The 26157-nt window shown below is 45.7% G+C and carries 22 protein-coding genes; 13 read left to right on the top strand and 9 right to left on the bottom strand.

Translation table 11 applies throughout. The features are described from left to right. Positions 1-86: 86 nt before the first annotated feature. Positions 87-1598 carry an aldehyde dehydrogenase family protein gene (locus FTU67_RS06610; RefSeq protein ID WP_016658247.1) on the bottom strand — a complete coding sequence of 504 codons (1512 nt, stop codon included), beginning with the start codon at positions 1596-1598 and terminating at the stop codon, positions 87-89. A 244-nt stretch (positions 1599-1842) separates the two neighbouring features. Here FTU67_RS06610 and FTU67_RS06605 point away from each other — a divergent pair, with 244 nt between their 5' ends. Further along, complete coding sequence (locus FTU67_RS06605; RefSeq protein ID WP_160243289.1) at positions 1843-3024, top strand: transcriptional regulator; 1182 nt, start codon at positions 1843-1845, stop codon at positions 3022-3024. Positions 3025-3081: 57 nt separating this feature from the next. Here FTU67_RS06605 and FTU67_RS06600 read toward each other — a convergent pair whose 3' ends face one another. After that, positions 3082-4077, bottom strand: coding sequence for an alpha/beta hydrolase (locus tag FTU67_RS06600; protein ID WP_168398626.1), 996 nt, complete (start codon positions 4075-4077; stop codon positions 3082-3084). 247 nt (positions 4078-4324) lie between these two features. Then, the gene (locus FTU67_RS06595) at positions 4325-5497 is read right to left on the bottom strand and encodes an iron-containing alcohol dehydrogenase (RefSeq protein ID WP_104491824.1); all 1173 of its coding nucleotides are present in this window, start codon (positions 5495-5497) and stop codon (positions 4325-4327) included. A 454-nt stretch (positions 5498-5951) separates the two neighbouring features. On the opposite strand from FTU67_RS06595, the gene FTU67_RS06590 reads away from it, so the two are divergent. From FTU67_RS06590 to FTU67_RS06575, 4 genes are all read left to right on the top strand, one after another. Continuing rightward, positions 5952-7970 carry a hypothetical protein gene (locus tag FTU67_RS06590; RefSeq protein WP_180061567.1) on the top strand — a complete coding sequence of 673 codons (2019 nt, stop codon included), beginning with the start codon at positions 5952-5954 and terminating at the stop codon, positions 7968-7970. 87 nt (positions 7971-8057) lie between these two features. After that, positions 8058-9773, top strand: a complete 1716-nt coding sequence (locus tag FTU67_RS06585) for an AAA family ATPase (RefSeq protein ID WP_168405410.1) — start codon at positions 8058-8060, stop codon at positions 9771-9773. Positions 9774-10026: 253 nt separating this feature from the next. Beyond that, on the top strand, positions 10027-10947 hold the full coding sequence (locus tag FTU67_RS06580) for a LysR family transcriptional regulator (protein ID WP_180061566.1): 921 nt from the start codon (positions 10027-10029) through the stop codon (positions 10945-10947). 173 nt (positions 10948-11120) lie between these two features. Continuing rightward, positions 11121-12302 (top strand): CynX/NimT family MFS transporter, encoded by a 1182-nt coding sequence (locus tag FTU67_RS06575; protein ID WP_228153082.1) that lies wholly within the window; start codon positions 11121-11123, stop codon positions 12300-12302. Positions 12303-12345: 43 nt separating this feature from the next. Here the strand turns inward: FTU67_RS06575 and FTU67_RS06570 are convergent, their stop codons facing one another. Continuing rightward, positions 12346-12798: a DUF441 domain-containing protein gene (locus tag FTU67_RS06570; RefSeq protein WP_034597660.1), complete on the bottom strand. Its 453-nt coding sequence runs from the start codon at positions 12796-12798 to the stop codon at positions 12346-12348. Positions 12799-12949: 151 nt separating this feature from the next. Here FTU67_RS06570 and FTU67_RS06565 point away from each other — a divergent pair, with 151 nt between their 5' ends. Next, positions 12950-13660, top strand: a complete 711-nt coding sequence (locus FTU67_RS06565; RefSeq protein WP_005177444.1) for a pseudouridine synthase — start codon at positions 12950-12952, stop codon at positions 13658-13660. 21 nt (positions 13661-13681) lie between these two features. On the opposite strand, the gene FTU67_RS06560 is transcribed toward FTU67_RS06565, so the two are convergent. The 3 genes from FTU67_RS06560 to FTU67_RS06550 form a co-directional block, all read right to left on the bottom strand. Further along, positions 13682-14125 carry a GNAT family N-acetyltransferase gene (locus FTU67_RS06560; RefSeq protein WP_180061565.1) on the bottom strand — a complete coding sequence of 148 codons (444 nt, stop codon included), beginning with the start codon at positions 14123-14125 and terminating at the stop codon, positions 13682-13684. 92 nt (positions 14126-14217) lie between these two features. Beyond that, on the bottom strand, positions 14218-14553 hold the full coding sequence (locus FTU67_RS06555; protein WP_005177448.1) for a type II toxin-antitoxin system RelB/DinJ family antitoxin: 336 nt from the start codon (positions 14551-14553) through the stop codon (positions 14218-14220). 112 nt (positions 14554-14665) lie between these two features. After that, positions 14666-15568: an RluA family pseudouridine synthase gene (locus FTU67_RS06550; protein WP_104488995.1), complete on the bottom strand. Its 903-nt coding sequence runs from the start codon at positions 15566-15568 to the stop codon at positions 14666-14668. A 128-nt stretch (positions 15569-15696) separates the two neighbouring features. Between FTU67_RS06550 and tsaE the strand changes: the two genes are divergently transcribed. The 4 genes from tsaE to hfq all read left to right on the top strand — a co-directional run bounded on the left by tsaE (position 15697) and on the right by hfq (position 19713). After that, positions 15697-16176, top strand: coding sequence for a tRNA (adenosine(37)-N6)-threonylcarbamoyltransferase complex ATPase subunit type 1 TsaE (tsaE, locus tag FTU67_RS06545; RefSeq protein WP_075166770.1), 480 nt, complete (start codon positions 15697-15699; stop codon positions 16174-16176). Continuing rightward, positions 16166-18148, top strand: coding sequence for a DNA mismatch repair endonuclease MutL (gene mutL, locus FTU67_RS06540; protein WP_180061564.1), 1983 nt, complete (start codon positions 16166-16168; stop codon positions 18146-18148). The genes tsaE and mutL overlap by 11 nt, the downstream gene beginning before the upstream one ends. A 6-nt stretch (positions 18149-18154) precedes the next feature. Then, entirely contained in the window at positions 18155-19099 is a 945-nt protein-coding gene (miaA, locus tag FTU67_RS06535) for a tRNA (adenosine(37)-N6)-dimethylallyltransferase MiaA (protein ID WP_005177459.1), read from the top strand. Positions 19100-19191: 92 nt separating this feature from the next. Beyond that, positions 19192-19713, top strand: coding sequence for an RNA chaperone Hfq (hfq, locus tag FTU67_RS06530; protein ID WP_168407102.1), 522 nt, complete (start codon positions 19192-19194; stop codon positions 19711-19713). Positions 19714-19844: 131 nt separating this feature from the next. Here hfq and FTU67_RS06525 read toward each other — a convergent pair whose 3' ends face one another. Together FTU67_RS06525 and FTU67_RS06520 are read right to left on the bottom strand one after the other, a co-directional pair. Further along, complete coding sequence (locus FTU67_RS06525) at positions 19845-21143, bottom strand: peptidylprolyl isomerase (RefSeq protein ID WP_016658233.1); 1299 nt, start codon at positions 21141-21143, stop codon at positions 19845-19847. Beyond that, complete coding sequence (locus FTU67_RS06520) at positions 21143-23608, bottom strand: LPS-assembly protein LptD (protein WP_180061563.1); 2466 nt, start codon at positions 23606-23608, stop codon at positions 21143-21145. The genes FTU67_RS06525 and FTU67_RS06520 overlap by 1 nt, the downstream gene beginning before the upstream one ends. 120 nt (positions 23609-23728) lie before the next feature. Between FTU67_RS06520 and FTU67_RS06515 the strand changes: the two genes are divergently transcribed. From FTU67_RS06515 to rsmG, 3 genes are all read left to right on the top strand, one after another. Further along, a complete protein-coding gene (locus FTU67_RS06515) occupies positions 23729-24742 on the top strand; it encodes an aminoglycoside phosphotransferase family protein (protein WP_005177470.1) in 1014 nt (337 codons plus the stop codon). After that, on the top strand, positions 24742-25431 hold the full coding sequence (murU, locus tag FTU67_RS06510; RefSeq protein WP_180061562.1) for an N-acetylmuramate alpha-1-phosphate uridylyltransferase MurU: 690 nt from the start codon (positions 24742-24744) through the stop codon (positions 25429-25431). Before FTU67_RS06515 ends, murU begins: the two co-directional genes overlap by 1 nt. A gap of 86 nt (positions 25432-25517) precedes the next feature. Further along, a complete protein-coding gene (gene rsmG / locus FTU67_RS06505) occupies positions 25518-26150 on the top strand; it encodes a 16S rRNA (guanine(527)-N(7))-methyltransferase RsmG (protein ID WP_016658229.1) in 633 nt (210 codons plus the stop codon). Positions 26151-26157 lie beyond the last annotated feature (7 nt).

Genomic DNA, 26157 nt, shown 5'->3' with positions numbered 1-26157 from the left:
GTCGCAATAAAAACGCCCGATGCAAATACATCGGGCGCAGCTTGAAACGGTAACTTCAACGCTGTTGGAATCCTAAAGACGAGTCTTTAGAAAAAGCCAGCAGGTTTAGTTGAGTAGCTCACCAACAAGTTTTTGGTTTGTTGATAATGTTCTAACATCATCTTGTGGTTTTCACGGCCAATACCTGATTTTTTATAACCACCGAAAGCTGCATGCGCAGGGTAAATGTGGTAACAGTTCGTCCAAACGCGGCCCGCTTGAATAGCACGACCTGCACGGTAAGAAGTGTGCGCAGAACGTGACCAAACACCTGCACCTAAACCGTAAATGGTGTCATTGGCAATTTTAATGGCTTCATCAAAGTCTTTAAATGTAGTCACAGAAAGCACTGGGCCGAAAATTTCTTCTTGGAAAATTTTCATGTCATTGGTGCCTTTGAAAATTGTCGGCTCAATATAGAAACCACTGCCAACTTCATGACGTTCACCGCCACCCGTTAAAACTTGCGCACCTTCGGCACGACCTGTCGCAATACAACCCAAGATTTTGTCTTGTTGTTCTTGTGACGCCTGCGCACCAATCATAGTTTCAGTATCAAGCGGGTGACCTGTTTTAATACGTTTAACACGTTCGATGGCTTTTTCAAGGAAACGGTCAGCAATACTTTCCTGTACGAGCGCACGTGATGGACAAGTACAAATTTCACCCTGATTCAGCGCAAACATAGCAAAGCCTTCGAGTGCTTTGTCTAAGTAGTCGTCATCTTGCGCCATAATATCTTCAAAGAAAATATTTGGAGATTTACCACCAAGCTCCAAAGTCACTGGAATGATGTTTTCAGTGGCGTATTGCATGATCAATTGACCGACCTGGGTCGAACCTGTGAACGCAATTTTGGCAATACGTGGATTGGTTGCCAATGGGCGACCCACTTCTACACCGTAACCATTGACTACGTTTAATACGCCTGCTGGCAATAAATCTTGAATCAGTTCAACCAAAACTAAAATGCTGGCAGGGGTTTGTTCTGCAGGTTTAAGTACGATACAGTTACCCGCAGCCAAAGCAGGTGCAAGTTTCCATGTTGCCATTAAAATTGGGAAGTTCCATGGAATAATTTGCCCTACAACGCCCAACGGCTCATGAAAGTGATAGGCAATGGTATCTTCATCAATTTCAGAAATTCCGCCTTCTTGGGCACGAATACAGCCTGCAAAATAACGGAAATGGTCAATCGCCAATGGAATGTCGGCAGCCAATGTTTCCCGAACAGGCTTACCATTATCCCATGTTTCTGCCACTGCCAATAATTCTAGATTTTGTTCTAAACGATCTGCAATTTTTAACAAAATATTAGAACGTGTCGTTGGAGATGAACTGTTCCATTGTGCTTTGGCTTTATGGGCTGCATCTAAAGCTAGTTCAATGTCTTCTGCCGATGAGCGTGGGACTTTGGTAAATACTTTGCCATCTACAGGAGAGATATTTTCAAAGTATTCGCCTTTTACAGGGGCGACCCACTCGCCACCAATAAAGTTTTCGTATTGTGCTTTAAATTGAACTTTTGAACCGGGTTGATTGGGATCTACATAACGCATAATTCACTTCCTTTGATGGTTTTTTTATAATCTGCAGTCTATTTACCGTTTACAATAATCCTGTGTTTAAATCAGGTTAAATTTACGGCTAAGGTATAAGGTACTTTAGTACGTTATTTGTTTAGCATACCAATATAAGGTTGGAAAAAGGTTGGAAAGTTGCAGGTTTACAAGCAGCGAACAAATCCTTACAAAAGTAAGCGGTACAATGGATGTAATGCCCACAGGATTGTGAGAATCAATAATGATGAAAAAACAAGACCTATTGAAAAAAAGGCAGCATATTGAACAGTTTAGACAAAGCAGCAGTTTATCGCCGCTGCATGCGCAGCAAATTCAGCAGAGTATTTTAAAATCTTGGCAACGCTCTCAAATTGCTGAAATTCCTGTTGATCGGTTGGCAGCCCCGTTAAATTATAGTCTAACGCATACACGTGGTGGTTCGGCCTTACAACGTGCTGTGCAAAACTGCGCAGAAGATTTAAGACATATCGCGCAGCAGTCCGACATGGTGGCAGCCGTGGGCGATGTGGGCAGTACAATTATTTGGACGGCAGCGAGCGCGCAAATGCGTAATGTGGCGGAACAGGTGCATTTTGTAGAGGGCGGGCAGTGGCGTGAGGAGTTGGTAGGTACCAATGCTTTGGCTTTGTCACTTAAAACGCAGCAAGCAAGTTGTGTGTTTTCCAGTGAACACTTTATGTCATCATTACATGACTGGGTTTGTTATGCAGCGCCTATTTTAGACCCTTATTCCAAACAAGTATTGGGCGTAATTGATTTATCGACTACTTGGAAAAACCATAACAGTTTGGGGATGTTGGCAGCAGAACGCTGTGCTTCTTTGATTCAAAATGCACTGCTTGATCAGCAAAAACAGCAGATTTATATTCGCGCGTTTCGCGTGCCACAAGTGTTATTTAATGGCAAAGTGGTGGTGATGACACCACGTCAAATTGAAATATTGGTGATTTTAGCACTTTGTCCACAAGGCATGAGTTTAGATACTTTACACCAAGCTCTATATGGTGAGCGTAAAGTCAGTATGGGCACGCTTAAAGCTGAGATGTCTCAATTACGTGATATTCTAGGTGGGATGCTTGGTTCGCGTCCTTACCGAATTTTGGCGCATATAGAAGCCGATTTTTTACAAGCTGAGCAGGCTTTAGATGCTGGTTATGTGCAGTCTGCCTTACAAACGTGTGCAGGAGTATTTTTGGCGAAAACTGAAAGTCCATTTTTATGTGCATGGCGAGATTGCTTAGAATCTCGCCTGAGTGATGCCATTTTTAATGCACAAGATACCGATGTATTGCTAAAACATTTGGCACGCAGCCCTGAAGCGATTGACGCAGTGGAGCGTTTAATTGAATTGATGCCCAAGGGGCATCCTGCACATCAAATTTTATTAAAATACACAGCTTAAGGGATGCATCAAGTCATTTAGCCGTTAATTCACTTCCTTTAGTTCTAGTTTTTAGTTTTATAGCCCCTTGCGGTTTAACCAGTCAAACAAGGACTGATACACTTCCGCACGGACTTCGGGCGCAGAAAGTACCAAATCATGCACGCCATTTTCAATTTGGCAAAGCTGAATATCGCCATGCATGTGATGTCCATATTTTTGCATATCTGCAACATTTAAAATTACGTCAGTGCGTTGCGCAATCTCATTCCATTGGCGTGGATAACTACTTTGACTCGCATGCATAATTAAGGTGGGTACACCTAAATGCACACTGGCATGAATTTCTTTTTGCGCTTCATGAATTGCACGTACAAAACTTAATCGCACTTTTGGATAACGCGGTTTCTTCCATTCCAAATTAAATAACCATTCACCATGATATTGTTTGTGTAGACTTGGTACATAAAATGGATTAAGGCGGCTTGGAAATTTCATTTCTGGCAACAATTTGCCCAATTGGCTCAAACGAGGAATGCCGAATTTTTTCTCAATCTCGCTCATATTGAAATCATAAAAAGGGCTGTTACACCATAAACCACGAATCAGTGGATGATTGGGATGATGTGCTACATATAACGTGGTGATTAATCCACCTGTTGAATGTCCCGCCAAAATCACCGAGTCATGTTCTTCTGTGGCAATTTGCTCAAGTGCAGCGGAAATTTCTGCATCATATTCAGACAAGCTGCGCACATTGTACCAATGTTGATGTGACAAATGCGAACGCCCGTATTTACGCAAATCCAACGCATAAAAGTCATAACCGCGCTGATTAAACTGGTCTGCCATTTCTGTTTGAAAAAAATAGTCAATAAAACCATGAATATAAAGTACGGCTTTACGGGTTTTCTGTTCGGCTTTTTTGCGTACCAAGGTAGCAATCACTTTGCCTTCATAATCCGAAGGAAAATCCAGCGTCATTTGTTGGTAATCGGCACCCAAAATATCGGGTTGATAGCTTGGTGTTGTTTTTTGTTTTTTACCTAACAGCATAAGGTGTTCGTCATCCATTTTATTTTGACTATATCCTTGATGCGCTGTGCGCATTTGTCAAATTGAATTATGCAAACCCTCTGCATCTACATCGCTTTAGTTTTATGCTGCGAGTTCATTTTGTTCTGAACAGCAAAAAAAAGCAGAACGCATCTGAGATGGTTCTGCCAAAGGGAAGGATAAAAATAAAACAGCAAAAGAGGAAAATTGAAAAAAAGATGGGAGATGCTGAGCAAATCGTGATTCACTCAGCAGGAGATTCAAATTACATCGCGGCTTTAAAAATTTCGACCACTTGTGCATGATTGGCTTTACGTGGGTTGGTGAGCATGCAGGCATCTTTTTGTGCATTTTCAGCCATAATAGCCAAGTCATTTTCTTTCACGCCTAACTCTGCTAAACCTGTTGGAATACCAATCGAGCTAGATAGTTCACGAATTGCATCAATTGCAGCATAAGCAGCCTCTGTGGTGGTTAATCCATCAGTATTGACTCCCATCAATTCTGCAATATCGGCATAACGCTCAGGGCAGGCAATCAGGTTAAACTCGCAAACATGCGGCAATAAAATTGCATTACAGACGCCGTGCGGCAAGTTGTAGAAACCACCGAGTTGATGCGCCATGGCATGCACATAGCCCAATGAGGCATTGTTAAATGCCATACCTGCCAAATATTGCGCATAGCTCATGGCATCACGCGCTTCAATATTTTCACCATTTGCCACGGCAGGGCTGAGCCACTGACTAATCATACGGATAGCTTTTTCAGCACAGGCATCGGTAATAGGATTGGCTGCGGTTGAAACGTAGGCTTCTACAGCATGGGTTAAGGCATCCATGCCTGTTGCTGCGGTTAAACCTGCAGGTTTGGCAATCATGAGTTTTGGATCATCAATGGCGATGAGTGGTGTACAGCGCCAATCGACAATTGCCATTTTAACGTGCGTGTCTGTATTGGTAATAATACAGAAACGGGTCATTTCCGAAGCTGTACCTGCAGTGGTGTTAATGGCAATCAGTGGGGTCATTGGCACAGTACTTTTATCAATGCCTTCATAATCACGAATATGCCCACCACCTGCGGTCACTAAGCCAATGCCTTTGGCACAGTCGTGGGAAGAACCACCACCTAAGGACACAATGAAGTCGCAGTGATTGGCATTGTAGGCATCAACACCGTTATGCACGTTAATATCGGTCGGATTTGGCTCTGCACCAGCAAAGATATGGCTGGCAACGCCTGCTTCGGTGAGGTAGCCTGCAATGGTATCGGCAACGCCAAATTTAAACAGTCCTTCATCAGTCACAATTAGGGCTTTTTTGGCGCCTAAATTTTGTGCTCTTACGCCAATTTCTTTGGCACAACCAGGGCCGAAGAGTGACACACAAGGAATATAAAAACCGTTGGTTTGATCTGCAATATTTTTAAAAGCCATGCTCAGATTCCTTCTTGCATTGGGTATTGGAATAATGTGTTGTTATCGCGGTGTTGAACCGTAATTTGAGTATCCAATGCTTTGTTGTGAAATCCTACCTACCAAATACCAACCCTATTTGCTGATCAAAGAGTGTAAAACAATCACTTGAAAATTATGGATTTTTAATTTGTTTTATTATCTGAAGTAGTGCGCAGTCTATAGGCAAGAGCACAAATCTTGTTTATAGTATTTTTTGTATCTCTAATTTTAAGGTGTGAATACAGCACACACATATTTAAAGTGTAATTCAATTAATAAGTGGCTTAAGCTAGATTGAAGAATTGTCCACTTTTTGCGGATGGGAAATAAAAAACAAAAAATAGGGATGTATCACGTGATGGGTCTATTCGGTGTAATCAAATAAAAATAAGATGACACTTAGATAGACCGCACTTAAGCATGAGGAGCGTATATGCAGCCAAGTCGCCAGCATAGCCAGTTGCATGCCGTTGCACAGCAATTGGTACGTATTTCCAGTGTGGCCGCAGAAATATATCAAGATCAAATGGATCTGGTTGGGCATTTTACAGCACAAAATATGTTTCGAATTGATCCTTTGCAGCATCGGGTCGAATTGTTGAATGGTCTGTTTAGCCTTGAATTTTATTCGCCAAAATCGCATACAAATTTAATAGAAACCCACTTTGAATTTGCGGGGCAACAGCAAGAAGCGTTTGAAGATTTTTTCTTACATGATCTGCATTTTTTGACAGGGGATTTAAAACCGCAGCATTCCTTATTTTTGCGTAAGCAGGCGCAGCAATTGCGGCAATTGATTCTGCAGCAAGTTTATCTTTGGGTAGATGGTGCAGCACGGGTTAAGCAATTGTTGTTGCATTTAGATGCTATGCAGGCACAAATTTTAGATCAGGCATTAATGCAGGTAGACGATCAGTATCAACCAGTATTGACCAAATTTGTGCAGCAAGGGCAGCCGATTCCTGAAGATGTTTTAACTGCTTTATCGACACTATGCGCTTTGGAATTTGTAGAGGGTGAAACCTTTTTGCCAGTGCAAGCACTGATGCTAAGTTATGATGATTTTTGTTTTAGTGCAGCAGAAATTCTGCCTAAAGCCATGTATCGTATTTTAAGTATCTCATTTCCAGAGCGATTTAATTTACAGGATTTAATCGATCATCAGGACGATATTCGGCTGTTGTATCGACCCGCGGTAGAGCAGAGTCATTTATTAGGCTTTGTCCGGATTATGAACCGCGCGGTCTGGGCCGAAGATAATATTCTGGCCAAACGGCATTTTCTGGAAAAAAATACCCGCATCTGGCAGACCAAAGTTGCGCGCTTGCCACTGTTTGATTATCCACGTGCAGTCAACTGGCTGTTTCGGCAATCGAAACTGGTGCTGGACTGGCTCAGTGACAATATTCATCATTCCAGTGTCCGTGTGGCGGTGGTGGCGCTAAGTTTTGTTGATTGCAGCCAGATTCATCCACGCATTATTCTGGCCACCTTGCAGTATTTCCAGTATGCCTCGGCGCGGCTGTTTATTCAGAGCTGTGATCATTTTGCGCTGCAACATCAATGGTTTGAACATCAGCATAATTCCCGGGTGGTGCAAAAAGGCCAGCGCCAGTCACTGGAAGACCCGCGAATTAGCATCAGCCCGTCTATTTTGTATTTAGATGAATGGATGAATTTGCTGGCGATTGTTGCGGCACAGGATGAACTGCAGGTGAAACAGGTTTATGCATGTTTAAGCCGGGTGATGCAGGCCTATATGCTGCATCTGCATAAGGTCACGGCAGAACTGCCGGCTGAATTAATGCAGTTTATTCATCCGGAGAGTCAGCAATCGCGTGACTTTATGCACTGTTTACGCCGTCATCAGTTGACGCTGGAGCAATTCCGGCAGCTGTTTTATTTAAAGGCCGGGCCGGTGCGTGAATCGGTGTTTGATGCTTATGTGCGCGATTATCTGGTCGATTATTTTAATGAAAAAAATTACACCCCGAAAAATGTCAGCTGGAGCAGTATTTTTCAGCGTGCGGTGCGCTGGCATCATGAAGTACATAAAGCCGAAATTCTGGCTAAGCTGAAAAAACAGTTAAACGTCAGCCACTGGCCGCCCGTATCGCTACAAGGCAGAACCCAGTATCTGGGCTGGTGCTTTGAGGAATTGAACAGTCTGGACCGGATTATTCAGGAGTCGCGCAGTTTTCATCATTGTCTGGCGGTGAGTTATAGCCAGAAAATTATTGAAGGCGAATATGTGGCTTTTCATATGTCATCGCCGTGTTATCGCCAGTCCTTAACGCTGGGTTGTCATCTGCTTGACGGGCAGTTGCGCTTTGATCAGCTGGAATATCCGAACAATCATAAAGCGGAGCAGTTGCTGGTCAATATTGCGGAACAGTTTATTCAATGGCTGAACAGCCGCTTAAAACCGGACCCATCTGCTGGAACTTTATGACAAGTGATGTCGCCAGATGTGGTTTTTGCCTTAACTTTTTGCTGAAAAATGGGTAGGCTATAGCCGTTCATCTACGGTATAGGTCTTATGAAACAGGAAACTGCACTCAAACTCTTAAAAGCGGGCGAAAATGTATTTTTAACAGGCTCGGCCGGTGCAGGGAAAACCTATACGCTCAATCAGTACATCAACTATTTAAAAGCACGTAAAGTGCCGGTGGCGATTACGGCCTCGACCGGAATTGCCGCCACACATATGAATGGTATGACCATTCACACCTGGGCCGGTATAGGCATTAAAGATGTCTTGTCTGATGCCGACCTGAAAAATATGAAAGAGCGCAAATATCTGAAAGAACATCTGGAAAATGCGCAGGTCTTGATTATTGACGAAATTTCGATGCTGCATGCCAAGCAGCTGAATCTGGTCAATCAGGTACTGAAATATTTTAAGGAAAGCGATGAAGCCTTTGGTGGTATTCAGGTGATTGTCGCCGGTGATTTCTTCCAGTTGCCGCCGGTGGGCAGAAATGAGGAACGCAATCGCGATAAATTCTGCTTTATGTCGGAGGCCTGGGTCGAGGCCAAATTCCGGGTCTGCTATTTGACCGAGCAGCATCGTCAGGGCAATGACTTTTTAAACGATATTCTCAATGCGATTCGTCGTCAGAATATTGGCCCGCAGCATCTGCAGGCGCTGCAAAATACCCGTCAGCAGGATATTGGCGACACCTTTACCCGTTTATATACTCACAATATGGATGTCGATACCATCAACTTTAAGCATTTAAATGAAATTGATGCTGAAAGTCGCCAGTTCGATGCCAGCTGTGATGGGAATGACAAACTGATTGAAACCTTAAAATCTTCGGTACGTGCGCCTGAAACCTTGACCCTGAAAAAACATGCCAAAGTGATGTTTGTTAAAAACAACTTTGATATGGGTTATATCAACGGCAGTCTGGGCGAGGTGATTGGCTTTGAAGAAGATGATGAATATGGCTGCCTGCCGAAAGTCAAACTGACTGATGGCACGGTGCTGCTGGTCGAACCAGAAACCTGGTCGATTGATAATGAAGCCGGAAAAACCATTGCCAGTTTCCAGCAAATTCCGTTGCGTCTGGCCTGGGCAATTACCATTCATAAATCGCAAGGCATGACCCTGGAAGCGGCAGAAATTAACCTGAGCCATACCTTTGAAAAAGGTCAGGGCTATGTGGCACTGTCACGATTAAAAACCTTAGATGGCCTGCGTTTATTGGGCTTTAACGAGCAGGCGCTGGAGCTGGACAGTCTGGCAATTAAAGCTGATCGCCGTTTTCAGGAACTGTCAGAGGAAGCAGAACAGAATTTTGCCGAAATTGACCTGACCGCACAGCATAAAGCCTTTATTCGGCATTGTGGCGGCACCTTGAATGAGGTTGAAATTGAACGCAATGAACGGAAAATCGCACGCAGTGGCGGTAAGCAGAATTATGCCTCGGCAACGCTAGATGAAACCCGGGCCTTGTTTGAAGAAGGTTATGAGATTGAAGATATTGCCCATGAACGTGGCCTGACTCCAGCGACGATTATTAACCATCTGGCGCGTTTGCATAAGGAACAGGGACTAGATATTTCGGTGGCGCATCCGGGTGAGGAAGTGGTGGAGCAAATCCGCAAAATTTATAAACGCCTGCAAAAACGTCAGCAAAGTGATCATTTTAATGATGATGGCACGATCAAGCTGCGTCCGATTGTCGAGCTGACCAGCCCGCGGATGGGCTATGATCAGGTGCGTCTGGCCTTGTTATATGTAGAATAAACTTTGCATCCTCCCATCATCAAAGAGCATCTTAAAGATGCTCTTTTTTATGCTTATTCGGTATTTAGGCGTATTTCAAATTCAACTTCATCTTGCTTAAAAACAGCGCCATCTCTTAAAAGCTGCCTTATTTAGAATAATGAAACCAACTCATGGAATTTATGCTAAGATGAATTTAATTCATATTTTTATTTTTAGGGCGACATTGCATTCAGCGCAGTGCATCTCCTGATTTTGAGATACTTCATTTCCCATGCTTGAAATTCGTCATTTAAAAACCTTATTGGCCTTACGCGAACATGGTTCACTGGTGGCCGCGGCCAATGATTTATGCCTGACCCCATCTGCCATTTCCCATCAGTTGAAAGAGCTGGATCACTGGTATGGGGTGGAAGTGGTCAATCGTCGCTCGCGTCCGGTGACGTTTTCCAATGTGGGGCAGCGTTTGCTGAAACTGGCAGATGATATTTTGCCGCAGATCCAGATTGCCCAAACCGATATTACCCGGATTGTGCATGGGCAAACCGGCCGGATTATTTTTTCTTCGGAATGTCATAGCTGTTTTGACTGGCTGATGCCGCTGTTAAATCAGTACCGCCAGCAATATCCCGATGTTGATTTGGATTTTGCTTCCGGCTTTGAAGCCAATCCGCATGAATTATTACAACATACCGAATTTGATTTGCTGATTACCGCCGACCCGATTGCCTTAAAAGGCATCGAGTATTTCCCGATTTTTGAATATGAGTCGCGTCTGGTGCTGTCCAATACCCATCCATTGGTACGTGCTGCGGACATTTCGGTGCAGGACCTGGCCGAAGAAACTTTAATTACCTATCCGGTGGATAAACACCGCCTGGATATTATGGCCAAGCTGTTTATTCCGGCCAATATCTATCCGAAAGCCATTCGCACCACAGATTTAACCCAGATGTTAATCCAGCTGGTGGCCAGCGGTCGGGGTGTGGCGGCCTTACCGGACTGGGTGGTAAATGAATATGAACAAAAAGGTTGGGTCACTTCACGCCGTCTGCATTGTGTTTCGGCAGAGGGGTTACGCCGCACGCTGTATGCTGGCTATCGCAGTGAAGAAAAAGAAAAAAGCTATTTTGAAGGCTTCCTGAAACAGCTGGAAAAATTTTCGCAAAAGCGTAGTCATTACTATGCACAATAACATCCGCACAAATAGCGTAATTTTTGAGTAAATAATGGTGAGGATTCAGGTCGTTGAATCATCTGCCAGCTACGCCATTTATTTAGGAAAAACATAAGCTGAGATGTTTTTTCAATAAATGACAGTTACTGAACTTGATAAGCTCAAGTCACAAGATTGAAGTGAGTAAGGGTATGTCCAAAGTACAATGGTTCAGCAGGGATATTTGGATTATTTGTGCAGGTTTTGTCGCGGCGATGCATGTCGGTAAATTACCGCCAGCGGTGCCGGTATTACAGCAGGAACTGGGGATCGGGCTGGTACAAGCTGGTTTGTTGCTGTCGCTGGTGCAAGGGGCTGGTATGCTGTTTGCACTGACCTTGGGCAGTTATGTCGAAAAAATTGGACTGAAACGCTGTGTCTTGCTTGGACTGGGCTTACTAAGCGCAGCCAGTTTGCTCGGTGGGTTTAGCCAAAGCGTCAGCAGTTTGCTGCTGCTGCGGGTAGTGGAAGGATTTGGCTTTTTACTGGTGACCTTAAGTGGTCCGGCCTATATTCGCCAGCTGGTGCCGGCAGAAGAAATTTCCGCCAAAATGGGCTTGTGGAGTGCCTATATGGGCGGCGGCATGGGGATTTCCTTATTACTGACGCCGTGGCTAATCACCATGATGGGCTGGCAAGGGGTATGGCTGACGCTAACACTACTGACCTTAAACCTGTTTGCGCTGGTCGCCACCCGAGTGCCGAAACCGCAACAATCAACCCAGAAAATTGAAGTGTTTCAGCTGATCAAAACCACGCTCAAACATCCACCAGCGTGGATGCTGGCATTGATGTTCGGCACCTATGCCGGACAATGGTTTAGTCTGGTCGGTTTCTTACCGACGATTTATCAGCAAAACGAGATTTCCTTGACGCTGGCAGGCGCATTAACTGCCTCGGTGGCGATTGCCAATGCAGTCGGGACCTTTGCCTGCGGCATCATGTTGCAGCGCGGTTTGCTGCCTAAAACTTTAGTCCAAACCGGTTTTATCATCTTGATGCTGTGTGCCTTAAGTTTCTATATCTTTCAGGCCCAGTTACCATTTTTACTGCAGTTTGCCTGCGTGTTTAGCTTTTCGTTATTTGGTGGTCTGGTCGCCGCGGTGGTCTTTGCTCAAGCCTTGCGTTTTGCGCCTAGTCCGGTGGCCATTAGTGCGACCATTGGCATGATTTTACAGTGCTCAGCGACATCGCAGTTTCTGTTGCCACCAGCAATTGCTGCGATTGTTTCTGCCACCGGAGACTGGTTCTGGGTCGGTATTGTGATGGCTGCGTTCTCGGCAATGGGCTGGCTATTATGCCAAAAGCTGTTTCAGGCCGATGTACGTGCCTAATCGTGTATCCGTATCTCTTTAAAGCCGTGTCTGTATGAAGCGGCTATTTAGAACCAATCAATAACGATAAAATGCCGGCGGCAATTAATGGTCCGACCGGCACACCGCGCAGCAAGGCCACACCGGCAACCGTACCAATCAGCAGGCCAGCGACAATATTCGGTTGATGGCTCATCAGCTGTACCCCACGTGCACCGAGCCAGGCCACAAACAGGCCTATGCCAATCGCGAGTATGGATTTCCAGTGCATAAATGATTTCAGGATTTCATCACCGGGGATTTTACCGCTGGCAATGGGCGTTAGTACGCCAATGGTCAAAATGATAATGCCAATATTTAAACCATGCTGTTGCAAGAGCGGAAAATATACTTCCAGTGGTGTGATGCGAAACACGATTAACACCGCGGCGGCAATGGTGACGGCAGTATTGTGACTAAAAATACCGCAGGCCAATAAAATAAGCAGAACAATCAGGTTTAAATCGAGGTGTGACATACAGGCTGAACACGGTGGCATGGGAGAAAAAGAGGCCATTATTGTAGCCTTTTTCAGCGGGGCCTGCTGATAGATTCCAACTCCAGCGCGGTTTCAGTATAAAATACGCCATCTTCCATATTGATACAGCTTTCACTCCACAGGTAATTCGATGACTTTAGAAAAAATGTTGCAATCGCAAGGCTTTGGTTCACGCAAACACTGCCAGCAGCTGATTCAAAATGGTGCGATTGCCATTGAGGGTGAAGTCATCACCCAACCCAAACAGAAACTGCAGTTGCAGGGTTTAAAATTTTCGGTCTATGGGCAGGACTATACCTATCGGGAGAAGGTCTATATCGCGTTAAACAAACCGCAAGGTTATGAGTGTTCACATCAGGCCACCCATCATTTTAGTGTGTTTGATCTGTTTGACGATATTTTGCTGAACCGTGGCCTGCAATGTGTGGGACGTTTAGATCAGGACACCACCGGTTTGTTATTGCTAACTGATGATGGCCAGTTTTTACAGGCGCTGACCCATCCGAAAAAGCATGTGGCCAAAGTCTATCGCATGTACACCGCAGATCCGGTCACAGATGCGCAAATCCAGCAACTGGCAGATGGAGTCGAACTGCGCAATGAAAGCGGCATTTTTGCTGCCACCGATATTTGCCGTCTGGCCGAGCACGAGCTGGAAATGACCATTCATCAGGGTGTCTATCATCAGGTAAAGCGGATGCTGGCAGCAGTTGGCAATAAGGTGGAAAAGCTGCATCGTCAGCAAATTGGCGCTTTAAACCTGCCAGAACTCGAGTTGGGGCAGTGGATCTATTTAGATGACGCCCAGGTACAGCAGGCGCGTACCCGGATGCAGGATTAAACCGGCTTTTAATAGATTGGGCTATTTTAAGAAACAGTGGTAGGTCTGAAACTCATTGTCTTTAATAAAGCCCATCTGTTCATACAGTTGATGCGATTGATAGTTGTTGTTCTGGGTTTGCAGACTAATCCGTAGTGCATTGTTATGACGGGCAAAATGAATTGCGGTATCAATCAGCTGTTTGGCCGAGCCTTGACGACGATAGACCGGCGTCACATAGACATCATCCAGAATATAATAGGTGGTACAGGCCACCGAAGAAAAGCCTAAATACAGCAGGATAAAACCGGTAATCACCTCATCTTTCACATGAATAAAAATCACGCTTTCATGATTTTCAAAACGCTGTTGTAAAAACTGGTGTGAAAGCTTCGGGTTAGAAGATGCACCATAAAATTGACGATATTCATCAAATAATACGGCCAGCTGCTCGAGATCTGCTACGGTTGCGCGTCTGACAATCATCCATGACTCCCTGCATATCTTATTGTTGTCTATGCAGCATAACCAAGTTTTTAGCAGATTAAATTAAAATATTGTTTATAAATACAACACTGTTAACTTTTGTCAGTTTCACCCAAGAGGGCATTTAATTCGGCAAACAGGTCCAGATCTTCATCGTCCAGTGGGGAAGTGTCGGTGCTGACGGGCGCAGGTGTTGGTGTGGCCTGAGTATTTTGCTGTTCTTGCTTGAGCTTTCTTAACTTGATCAGCTGCTCCAGATTAATATTCTGGTTTTCGATAGAAAAAGGAATAGATTTGGTCAGAACGACCTGTTTAAAGAACAGACGAACCGCTTGTGCCGGTGTAATCCCCAACTGTTTAAACACGGCAAAAGCCTGTTTCTTTTCCTGAGAATCCAGGCGAATTTGATAAACTTCAGTTTTTCTCATGATTTTAATTAATTTAAGTGCACTTAACTGTGTAGACACATTTTAATCTAACCATTTGTAATTTCAATATTCATACACAGGAAAAATTGAAATAAATGTAATGACAATTAGATTACAGTGTCAGGTCAAATTGGGAGCTAAACGCCATTGCTGCTTTGCTGATTGGGTCCTGAAAGCAAATATCTTTGGCCAGAAGCTGTAAAGGCGCAGAAAAATCATCTTCCGTTTTATGCTGCACCTGCGGATAAAATGGATCGTTTAAAATAGCAATTCCAAGCTGATTTAAATGCACCCGCAATTGATGCTGCTTACCGGTGACAGGTTTAAGCAAATACTTTGCCAAATGACCGTTATGCGCTAACAGCTCAATATCGGTTTCGCTGTTGGGTACTCCATCCACCACCTGCATGGTATAAAACGGCTGACCTTTTTCCATGCGGTAACGGGTGGTGCAAGGAAAACTTAAATCGGCACGAAAAGGTGCAATCGCATGATAGGTCTTGCGGACCTGACGTTCGGCAAACATTTGCTGATAAAGACCACGACTGGCCGGCTGTTTGGAAAATAGCACCACGCCGGCAGTTTCCCGGTCTAAACGGTGAATCGGGGTCAGCTGTTCATTGCCAGTTTGCTGTTTCAAACGCACCAGTAAGGTTTGCTGCACATATTGTCCGGTTGGGCTCATGGTCAGAAAATGCGGTTTATCTACCACCAGCAAATCTTCATTTTCAAATAAAATCTGATGCTGAAACGGCACCGTTACTTCATGGGCCAAAAAACGATAGTAAAAACAGTGCGTATGCGCCTGAAAAGGACTGTCTGTGTTTAGACGCTGACCATGTGCATCATAGATCAGACCATCCTGAAAGCGCGACTGCCATTCAGCAGCGGAAATATGCGGAAACTGCTGGCACAGGTAGGCATACACTGTACGTGCCGATGATAGCTGCAAATAAACTTTGCTGGCGCTAACGCCATTAATCATCGGGGGAATAAAATCGGCAGTGGAGCTCATGAACGGGTGTACATCTCAAATTAGGCAACAAATGCTGTGAAAAAATACAGATTCTGACGCAGTCGAATAGGCTTTTAAGCGGCTGCGATGCTATCATAATTGCTGTTTTGAATCATGTCGCGAGTATTATGCAGTATTCATTTTGTCTGAACCTGAACAATGAACAAGAGACCCAAAATCTGGCTCAGGTTTTGGCGGCGCATTTCCCGCGCGGGGTGATTTATCTGATTGGGGATTTGGGCGCAGGGAAAACCACGCTGACCCGTTATCTGTTACAAAGCTTAGGTCATCAGGGATCGGTAAAAAGTCCCACCTATACCCTGGTGGAGCCGTATCAGGTCAATGGTCAGGATATTTTCCACTTTGACCTGTATCGCCTGAATGACCCGTATGAACTGGAGCTGATGGGCATCCGTGATTATCTGGATACAGCAAACGCCTTATTTTTATTTGAATGGCCATCAAAAGGTGGGGATGAAATTCCAGCACCGGACCTGATTATTAATATTCTAAAGTCTGAAGATGAACTGAGCCGCACCGCAACTCTCAACTCGTCTTCTGCCGCTTTGCAACACGCTCTGGAGCAGAATTTTACCCATGTCGGCTGATTTAAGTACACGTCGTATCCGCGCGCTTGATCCGGCACTGGCCAACCAGATTGCCGCCGGAGAAGTTATTGAGCGTCCGGCTTCTGTGGTCAAAGAATTATTAGAAAATGCGATTGATGCCGGTGCGACCGAACTGATTATCCGGGTGGAACAGGGCGGCAGTACCCTGATTGAAATTATTGACAATGGGCGCGGCATTCATCCTGAAGATCTGCCCTTGGCAGTGATGCGTCATGCCACCAGTAAAATTCAAACTGCCGATGACTTGCATGCCATTGTCAGCCTCGGTTTTCGCGGTGAAGCGCTGGCGTCCATTGCCGCAGTATCGCGTTTAAGCCTGATCAGCAGCCAGACAGATGAAGGGGTGGGCTATCAGGTTGAAGTGAATGGCACGGCTTTTGATCATCAGGAGATTGTGCCGGTGGCTGCGTCGAAAGGAACCCATATTCGGGTGCAGGATCTGTTTTTTAATGTGCCGGCACGCCGTAAATTTTTAAAAAAGCCGGGTACCGAATTTGGCCATATTGAAGAAATTGTGCGCCGTCTGGCACTGACGCATTTTGATATCCGTTTTGTGCTGGAACATAATAACAGCATCAAGCTGAACCTGCCGGTTGCTGACAGCGGCGAGCTGCGTTTTCAGCGTGTACAGCAATTGCTGGGACGACAGTTTACCGAAAATGCTTACTGGATTGATGCCGATAGTATCAGCATGCGTCTGTCGGGCTGGTTGGGCCATCCTTCCGATGCGCGGGCACAGGCCGATTTACAATATGTCTATGTAAATGGCCGGATTGTTAAAGACAAGACCATCTCACATGCGCTGCGCATGGCCTATGATGGTATTTTGCATGGTCATCAGCATGCGGCGTATTTGCTGTTTCTGGAAGTTGAACCTGAAAATATTGATGTCAATGTGCATCCAACCAAGCATGAAATCCGCTTTTTAAACCAGCGTGAAGTGCATGAGTTTGTGCGTCATTATGGCAAAGAAACCCTAGCACAGTTCCAAACCGCCAGTGCCGACTTGGCCACGGCCATGAAAACTGAAACCCCGGAGCCGGTGTTTGCGGCGCAGCCACGTTATCAGGAACAGTTCCAGCTGCATAAAGCAGCCGAAGCCATCGTGCCAGTATCTAATCAGGCGGCACCAGAATTACTGACAGATTTTAGCGATGCCCGCCCGCAAAGTGTGGATTATGCACTACCACAAGGCCAGAAAATGGCCAGTGGTCAGAATACCGGTTATAGCAATGCCTATACCGGTTCACAGCAGCTGAACAATGCGCTAAAAAGCTATCTGGCACCGTTACGTGAGCTGGATGAATCTGCATTATCCAGCCCACAGTCGGCCGCAGGTGAGACGCAGCCAGCTCCGGTAGATGAACATCCGCTTGGGATTGCCATCGCCCAGTTACATGGAATTTACATTCTGGCGCAAAATACCGAAGGCTTGATTATTGTCGATATGCACGCGGCACATGAGCGGATTTTATTACAGCAAATGAAATTGGCTTGGGATAAGCCGGAATTCTGGACCTCACAGCAGCTGCTAATTCCTAAAGTGATTAGCATTAGCCGGATGCAGGCGATGCGGATTGAAGAGCTAAAACCGCAGCTGGCACGTTTAGGGCTGGATCTGGATCAATATGGTGATGAGCAGGTGATTGTGCGTGGGGTGCCGGCGATTTTGCATAAGGCCAATTTTGATGCGCTGATTCCTGAATTGTTGAATGATCTGGACCCGGCCGATGAAGCACAAGCGCTGCTACAAAAACGTGACCAGATTCTGGCCGGCATGGCCTGTCATGGTGCCGTGCGTGCGCATCGTATGCTGAGCCTGTCTGAAATGAACGCCTTGCTGCGCCAGATGGAACAAACCGAATTTGCCAGCCAATGTAATCATGGCCGCCCGACCTGGCGTGCCTTTCCATTGGCTCAATTAGATAAACTTTTTGCTCGAGGAGAGTAGTGGTACATGTCAAATCAATTGCCGGTCATCAATTTAATGGGACCTACTGCAAGCGGTAAAACTGCTTTGGCGTGTGAACTCTATGAACTGGGGCATTTTGAGCTGATTTCAGTCGATTCCGCTTTGGTGTATCAGGATATGGACATTGGCACCGCCAAACCAAGCAAAGCCGAGCAGGCGCGTTATCCGCATCATCTGATTGATATTATTACCCCTTTAGAGGTGTATTCTGCTGCGCAGTTTGTAGAAGATGCCTGTGCTTTAATTGATGATATGCATGCGCGTGGCAAAACCCCGATTCTGGTGGGCGGAACTATGCTGTATTTCAAGGCCTTGCTGGAAGGGTTGTCCAGTAATTTGCCAAGTGCAGATTATGCGGTGCGCGCTGAAATTGAAGATAAGGCTGCACGTGAAGGCTGGGAAGCGGTGTATGCCGAATTGTGCACGGTAGATGCTTTAGCCGGACAAAAATTTAAAGTCAGCGATAAGCAACGGATTATCCGGGCCTTGGAAGTGTTCAAGTTAACCGGTCAACCTATTACCAAACTACAAGCAGAACAGCCCAAAAATGTACCATATCGTTACACTTTTCATAATCACGCCTTGCTGCCAGATCGGGTAGAATTACATCAACGTATAGAAAAACGATTAGAAATAATGTGGTCAATGGGTTTTTTGAATGAAGTAGAAAGGCTTATTGAAAAATACGATTTAGATGAGAATTTACCCTCTATGCGCTCTGTTGGATACCGACAAGCTTTAGAATTTCTAAAGAAAAGTGATAAAAGTCTCAATAAAAAGCAGGAAATGGAGGATAAGGCCCTATTTGCAACACGACAACTTGCAAAACGTCAATATACTTGGCTCAGATCGTTGCAGGAATCGCATAAAATTCAAACATATTTTACGATAAAGCAGGCTCAAGAAGACTTGCGAAACTGTTACGGATAAAGCAAAATTTATGAACTGTCTTTTTTATAAATTTTAATTGAAAAATAAAGATAGTTTTTGCGCTGATTTTTAATTATTTTTGGAGTTATAACATGTCTAAAGGTCAAACTTTACAAGATCCGTTCTTGAATTCTCTCCGTAAAGAACGTATTCCAGTTTCTATTTTCCTTGTAAACGGTATTAAATTACAGGGTCATATCGAATCTTTTGACCAGTATGTGGTGCTATTAAAAAATACAGTAAGCCAAATGGTTTACAAACACGCGATTTCTACAGTTGTACCTGCACGTAATCCACGTCCTGCTGGTGCACCTGCTGGTGCTCAAGGTGCTGGTGGCTTCGGTGGTCAAGGTGGTGGCTTCGGCGGCGGACAAGGTGGTGGCTTTGGTGGTCAAGGCGGCTTCGGTGGTCAAGGCGGCGGCTTCGGTGGTCAAGGTGGCTTCGGTGGTCAAGGCGGCTTCGGTGGTCAAGGCGGCGGCTTCGGCGGTCAAGGCGGCGGCTTCGGCGGTCAAGGTGGCTTCGGTGGTCAAGGCGCTGGCTTCGGTGGTCAAGCTTCTGGTTTTGACAACGACTCTAAATTTGAAGATTCTCAAGAAGATGACAACAACCGTTAATCAATATTAATGGCTTAAGTCCTCTTATAAAAAACCGCTGAATTCAGCGGTTTTTTTATTGCTATTGATGGCGAGGTGAAAAGCCAGAATTAAAAAACCAGTGCAGGCACTGGTTTTTCATTTTTTAAGACCTAGTTATTTTTACGGTCCAGGTTTGGATCTTTAATATCGACAAAGGCATTGCTGCGAATTTCACGTAACCAGCTGTCCAGTTCGGTATCAAACTGACGTTCACCTAGAATCTGGCGTGCCATACGTTCCTGGTATTCGCGGGTCATGTCCTGCTGGCGGGTATCTGTCACCTGTAGAATATGCCAGCCAAACTGGGTTTGAAACGGCTGGCTGATTTCACCTACCGGGGTGCTTTTCATTTGCTGTTCAAATTCAGGCACCATCACCCCAGGGCTAACCCAGCCCAGGCTACCGCCATCGCGGGCAGAACCGGTATCGGTTGAGAAAGTACCGGCCAACACTGCAAAATCTTCACCGGCTTTGAGGCGGTTATACAAACTGTCAATCATGTGCTTGGCATTTTCTGGGCTTACCACTTCTGTCGGCTGAATCAGAATATGACGGGTTTGATATTGGGGAACCAGGGCGCGCTGTTCACCGGCTTTACGATCGACCAGTTTCAGCACATGAATACCATCATTGACTGCAATCAGCTCAGTGGTCTGACCGACGTCAAGTGCACTTACACGTGCAGCCAGTTCAGCCGGAATTTCAGAAAGGCTGCGGAAACCCATATCAGCCGATTCAACTTTGGTGGCAGCTGTGCTGAACTGCTTGTTAATGGCATTGAGGTCATTGCTGTTATTCAGTGCAGTTTTAACCTGTTCCGCGGTGGCCTGTGCATTTTCACCGGATACGCGCACATGCAACACATGCGCCTGACTGCCTAAAGCGGCCTGACCTTGCGGGGTTTTCAGGAAGTTATCGACATCCTGATCGCTAATTTTAATTCGCGACATCACGACTTGCTGACGCAGACGGTTAATTGCCAAATCTTCAGCAATACGGTTGCGTAAAGAGGCATAGGTCCCCGGTGCAATACGGTCGACTTTCTGCTGGAAATCTTCCAGACTTTTGCTGCCATTTTGTTGGGCCACACGCATCACCGCTTCATTTAAGGCTTTTTCATCAGGCTTGATGTTATAGCGTTTGACCTGTTCCAGCTGTGCCTGACGCACGATCAGTTGTTCTAAGGCCTGTTGTTGTAGATATTGAGCCGGTGGCACGGTTTTGTTCTGTGCCTGTAATTGTTGCTGCATTTCAGCAGCGGTTTGCGCTAAATCACTTTGTAGGATGACACTGTTATCCACCACGGCCACGACCTGATCTACAGTTTGTGCAAAAGCAGGTGCAGCTGAAGAAATACATAAAGCTAAGGCAGTGGCTTTAAAAAATTGTTTTAACTGTGGTGTCTTCATTAACGTTGTGTCCAAGTTTGATTAGTTCTATTAAACCCTAAAATACGGTTTTCAAGTAAAGATGCAAGTTTATTGTTGAAACTGCCGAGGCCTTTCAGGTTTAATTCGGCCATGATGGCGCGTTTCGGCTTGACGTTGTGATCGGAGACATCATCCAGATCATTATAATAAGAGCGGCCGTAGACCGAGATGCCCCAGCAGCAGGATTCATAGTTCACACCGAGTAAATATTCACGGGCGACGCTATTGTCCAAATCGTATTGGGCATGACCCAGAATACGCCAGTTGTTGTAGACCGGTTGAATGAACGAGGCCACCACCTGATCATAATGATCCTGACGGTTTGGAATATGACGACGGTTAATATAGCCGACATTGTATAAATTGCCTTGTTCACCGGTATAGAACAGGTGCAGATCGCGCTGGGCATTGTCACCGTTTGACATCCAGGCGGCATTGGCACCAATATTCAGGTTTTCGGTTAACTGGCTGGCCAGACTCACTACCGGGCCGGTGCGGCTTTCGGTATCAAAGCTGTCTGCAGTATTTTCCAGGGTCACACGGCGATCTTCAAAGAAGAAGCTTTGACCCAGGCTGGCACGAATCCGCTCTAAACCTACTTCATCAAACAGGCTGTAGCTTAAACCGAGTGACAGGAAGTTGTTGTCTTCCAGGCGGTCATGGCCGTAGAAACGGTATGGGCTAAACAGCTGGTCATAATTAATGGAAGCAGTGGCTGAATCAAAATTTGGATGGCCATCCTGCTTCTGATACGGCGCGTAGGCATAGAAGGCACGCGGGGTAATGGTTTGCAGGAAGCGACCTTCTTTTTCAAAGGTCAGACCGGCGTCCAGGGTAAACTGCGGTACCGTCACCGATTTGGTTTCGCTAGATGAATCAAACTGATTCAGCGCGTTTTGGGTGTCTTTGTCAAAGAAGGTGTTGACGTTGCGAAGTGATACTTCTGGAATCACAAAAGACCATGGGTTGCGGTAGTTATAACGTGCTTTAAAATCGTTATAGATACGGGTACCACTTGGCTCATAGCTGTTCAGGTCGGTGGTACTGGCTTCCAGATTGTTAATATCTTTCTTGAAGTAAGCCGTGTCGTGGTTAAACTCGATCTGGAAACCTTGAGGATTCCCGGTTTTATAGTTCAATAAGAACTGTGGTAAACGCGCATACGGACGGTCTTCATCTGGAATAGTCGGGTCCAGCGTCTGGAAATCTTCAACTTTTAGCTGCGCTCTTAAACCCGGAATGCCATTGCGATAATTTAGTTCCCAGGCGCGGCGTAAGTTCAGGTCGGTTCTGGAGTTCGGGTTGTTGTTTAAGTCAGCAAAATAGTCTTTATCTGAAGCGTAGTTATATTCCAGATTGGTATTGAACTGCTCGTTAATCTGCCAGTTATGCAGAAAGTGAAAATCCTTACGATCTTCATCATTGTATTTATTGTCAGAGGCCAGGTAGCCGCCCCAGATCTGCCCCTGACCAAAATTCTCGGTCAGATAGCGGAATTCACCTTCCAGCATCGGGCCACGGTCACCAATATAGCGTGGTGTCACGGTGGCATCATAGTTTGGAGCCAGGTTCAGGTAGACCGGTACCGCCAGTTCAACTCCACCATCATTGGTAAAGCCAAAACTCGGGGTCAAAATACCGGTAGTACGACGGTCATCAATCGGGAAGTTAAAATATGGCACCGCCAGCACCGGTACATCTTTTACATACAGCTTGGTGCCACGGGTTTCACCGCGACCGGTTTCCTGATTTAGCTTGATTTCATCGGCCTGAATTTTCCAAGTCGGTGCCTGTTCAGGCGGGCAGGTGCTATAGGTGGCATTATTCAATACCAAGGTATTGGTTGAAGTGCGGGCAATCTTTTCCGCCATGCCATGTGCGTGCTGTTCTTCTGCAATATAGAAGCTGTTGTGTAAATCGCCTTGCTGGGTTTTCAGGTTGTAATTGATCTGGTCGCTTTGCGCCAGTAAACCGGCTTGCGCCATTTGTACCCGGCCTTCGGCACTGGCATAGGTCTGGGTCTGCTCAATGGTAATTTTATCGGCGCGAATCTGGCGGCCTTGCTGGTCAATGACCACATTGCCTTCTAAGACCGAATCCCCATTAGGGTTATAGTGACCATAATCAGCGGTAACGGTCGAGGTGGCTTCTTCCGCAGCAACGGCCACGGTGTCCGGGCTAATTGGCGTAACCCAGGCGCCCTGGCAATAGGCTGAACTCAGCTCCTGACCAAAACGCTGCTGGGCTTCCGGCGCGGTTTTATCGACATAATACTGTTCAAAAAACGACTGGCCCGGATAAGCATCTTGAATGCTCTGTTTGAGTTGTTGATTGGTGATGGATGAAGCGGGCTCTGTGGTCTCTGCATGACTGCTCATCGCGTGTCCACATAACAGGGTCAAGATCGCAGTCGCTAAAGGATTAAATTTAAACTGATGCTTCATTTGTCTCATTAACCAAGAGTGCTTAATCGCAATTAATTATTGTCGCATCATAGAGAAAAAGCGCAGAAGTAGCTACACTTAGCACTTTAAAAACTCAGCCTGTATTAGAATTTATTGCAAATGAATACACAACGTGAACAATTGATACAAACATGGATTACATCTGTACTCGGTTCAGATCAATTTGAAACTCATTTTTTAGCAGGCGATGCAAGCTTCCGTCGTTATGCACGAATCAAATTGAATAATAAAACATTTATGCTGATGGATGCACCACCAGAAAAAGAAGATTGTGGTCCTTTTGTGACGATTGATGAATTTTTTGATGCGCATGGTGTACGCGTGCCGCATATCATCGCCAAAGATCTGCAGCAGGGCTTTTTGCTACTGGAAGATTTTGGTGATGTATTGCTCTCGACCCTGTTAAATGAACAGACTGTCGATGACTACTATGCACAAAGCTTCAAGCAGCTGATCCAATTGCAGTCCATTGCTGGCGAAGGCCATTTCCCGGACTATTCCTATGAAAAACTGATCAGTGAAATGGAGCTGCTCACCGACTGGATGTTGCCCTCATTACAGATTCAGCCAACCGCAGAAGAGAGCGCGTTAATCAAGCGTACCTTTGCTATTCTGGCCAATGCGGCTTTGGCCCAGCCACAAGTGATTGTACATCGTGATTTTCACAGCCGGAACCTGATGAAAATTGCAGGTGAAACCGAACTTGGGGTGATTGATTTTCAGGATGCGGTAATTGGCGCCGATACCTATGATCTGATTTCAATTACCCGTGATGCCTACGTGCAGTGGAATGCAGATCGTGTCTATCGCTGGTTTAAAACCTTTTATGATTTGCTGCCGGAAAGCGCCAAGCAGGAGCGTGATTTTGAGCAGTTCAAGAAAGACGCCGACCTGATGGCGATTCAGCGTCATATCAAGATTCTGGGTATTTTTGTGCGCCTGTTCGAGCGTGATGGCAAATCGGGTTACTTAAAAGATTTGCCGCGCGTGATGTGGTATCTACTGGAAGAATCGCAGCCTTATGCCGAATTGCAGCCTTTTATGCAGTTTATTCGTGAAAAAGTTATGCCAGCATTTGAAGCCAAATATGGCCGTTATGAGGTAGCTGCCTGATGAAAGCCATGATTCTTGCTGCTGGTTTAGGTAACCGGATGCGTCCTTTAACCTTGCATACGCCTAAACCCTTACTGGAAGTAGGTGGTAAGCCGCTAATTGTCTGGCATATCGAAAAGCTGCAGCGCATCGGCATAACCGAAATTGTGATCAATACCGCCTGGCTGGGTGAAAAACTGGCTCAGGCTTTGGGGGATGGCAGCCAGTTTGGCGTTAATATTCTCTGGTCGCATGAAGGCGAAGGTCTGGAAACCGCAGGCGGGATTATTAACGCGCTGCCGCTGCTCGGCAATGAGCCCTTTATTCTGGTCAATGGCGATGTCTGGACCACCATGGATTTTGCGCCATTATTGTCGGTACAGTTACAAGATCAGCTGGCGCATCTGGTGCTGGTAGAGAATCCGGCGCAGCATCCGCAAGGCGATTTCACCTTATCGGAACAAAAAGCTTATACCTTTGATCAGGAAAAATCCGGTGAAAATCTGACCTATAGCGGTATTGCCGTGATTGATCCGCAGATGTTTCAGGGCCTGGAAGGTGGCAAGCGTCCACTGGCACCGTTATTGAAACAGGCCATGCAGGATGAAAAAATTGCCGCCAGCAAATTGCAGGGTGTCTGGGTAGATGTTGGCACTCCTGAGCGATTAAATGCACTGGATCAACAAATTCAGCAAGGTGTGTACGCTTAAGTGCATATTCACTAAGCACTCGCTGCTGTGACTTGGCAGATAAATCGGTATACTTTCAGCTAACTTTTTCGAGACGTTCATTGTTTATGCATACGTTTTTTCAGGAACTCAAGCAGGGTAGTCAGGCCTTGGGTTTAGAGCTCAGCGATGAGACTTTAAATTTATTACTCCAATATCAAGATGCTTTGGTGCTATGGAACAAAGCGTATAACTTGACCGCAATTCGTGATCCGAAAGAAATGCTGGTCAAGCATTTGCTCGACAGCCTGAGTATTCTCAACGATTTACCTGCCGGCCGTTTGCTGGACATTGGTACCGGTGGCGGTATGCCGGGCATGATCATTGCCTTATGTCAGCCGGAACGTCAGTGCGTGTTGCTGGACTCGAATGGCAAAAAAATCCGTTTCTTGAAGCAGTTTATTGCCGATCTGAAACTGCAAAACGTGGTGGCGGTCCAAACCCGAGTCGAAAATGAAGACAGTATCCGTGAGTTAGGCCAGTTTGATGTCATCACCAGCCGTGCCTTTGCATCTCTGACCGATTTTGTGGCGGCATCAAAACCGTTTATGCATGGACAGAGTATTATTGCTTCCATGAAAGGTCTGATTCCGGCCGATGAGGTTGAAGCATTGAAAGATGAGTTCAGCTGTGAAATTATCGAGCTAAAAGTTCCACGTCTGGACGAACAGCGTCATCTACTTTTATTAAAACATATTTAATTCATTC

The organism is Acinetobacter sp. YH12132 (genome assembly GCF_013418645.1).
Lineage (GTDB): Bacteria > Pseudomonadota > Gammaproteobacteria > Pseudomonadales > Moraxellaceae > Acinetobacter > Acinetobacter indicus.
This window is presented reverse-complemented; position numbering and strand designations above follow the sequence as displayed.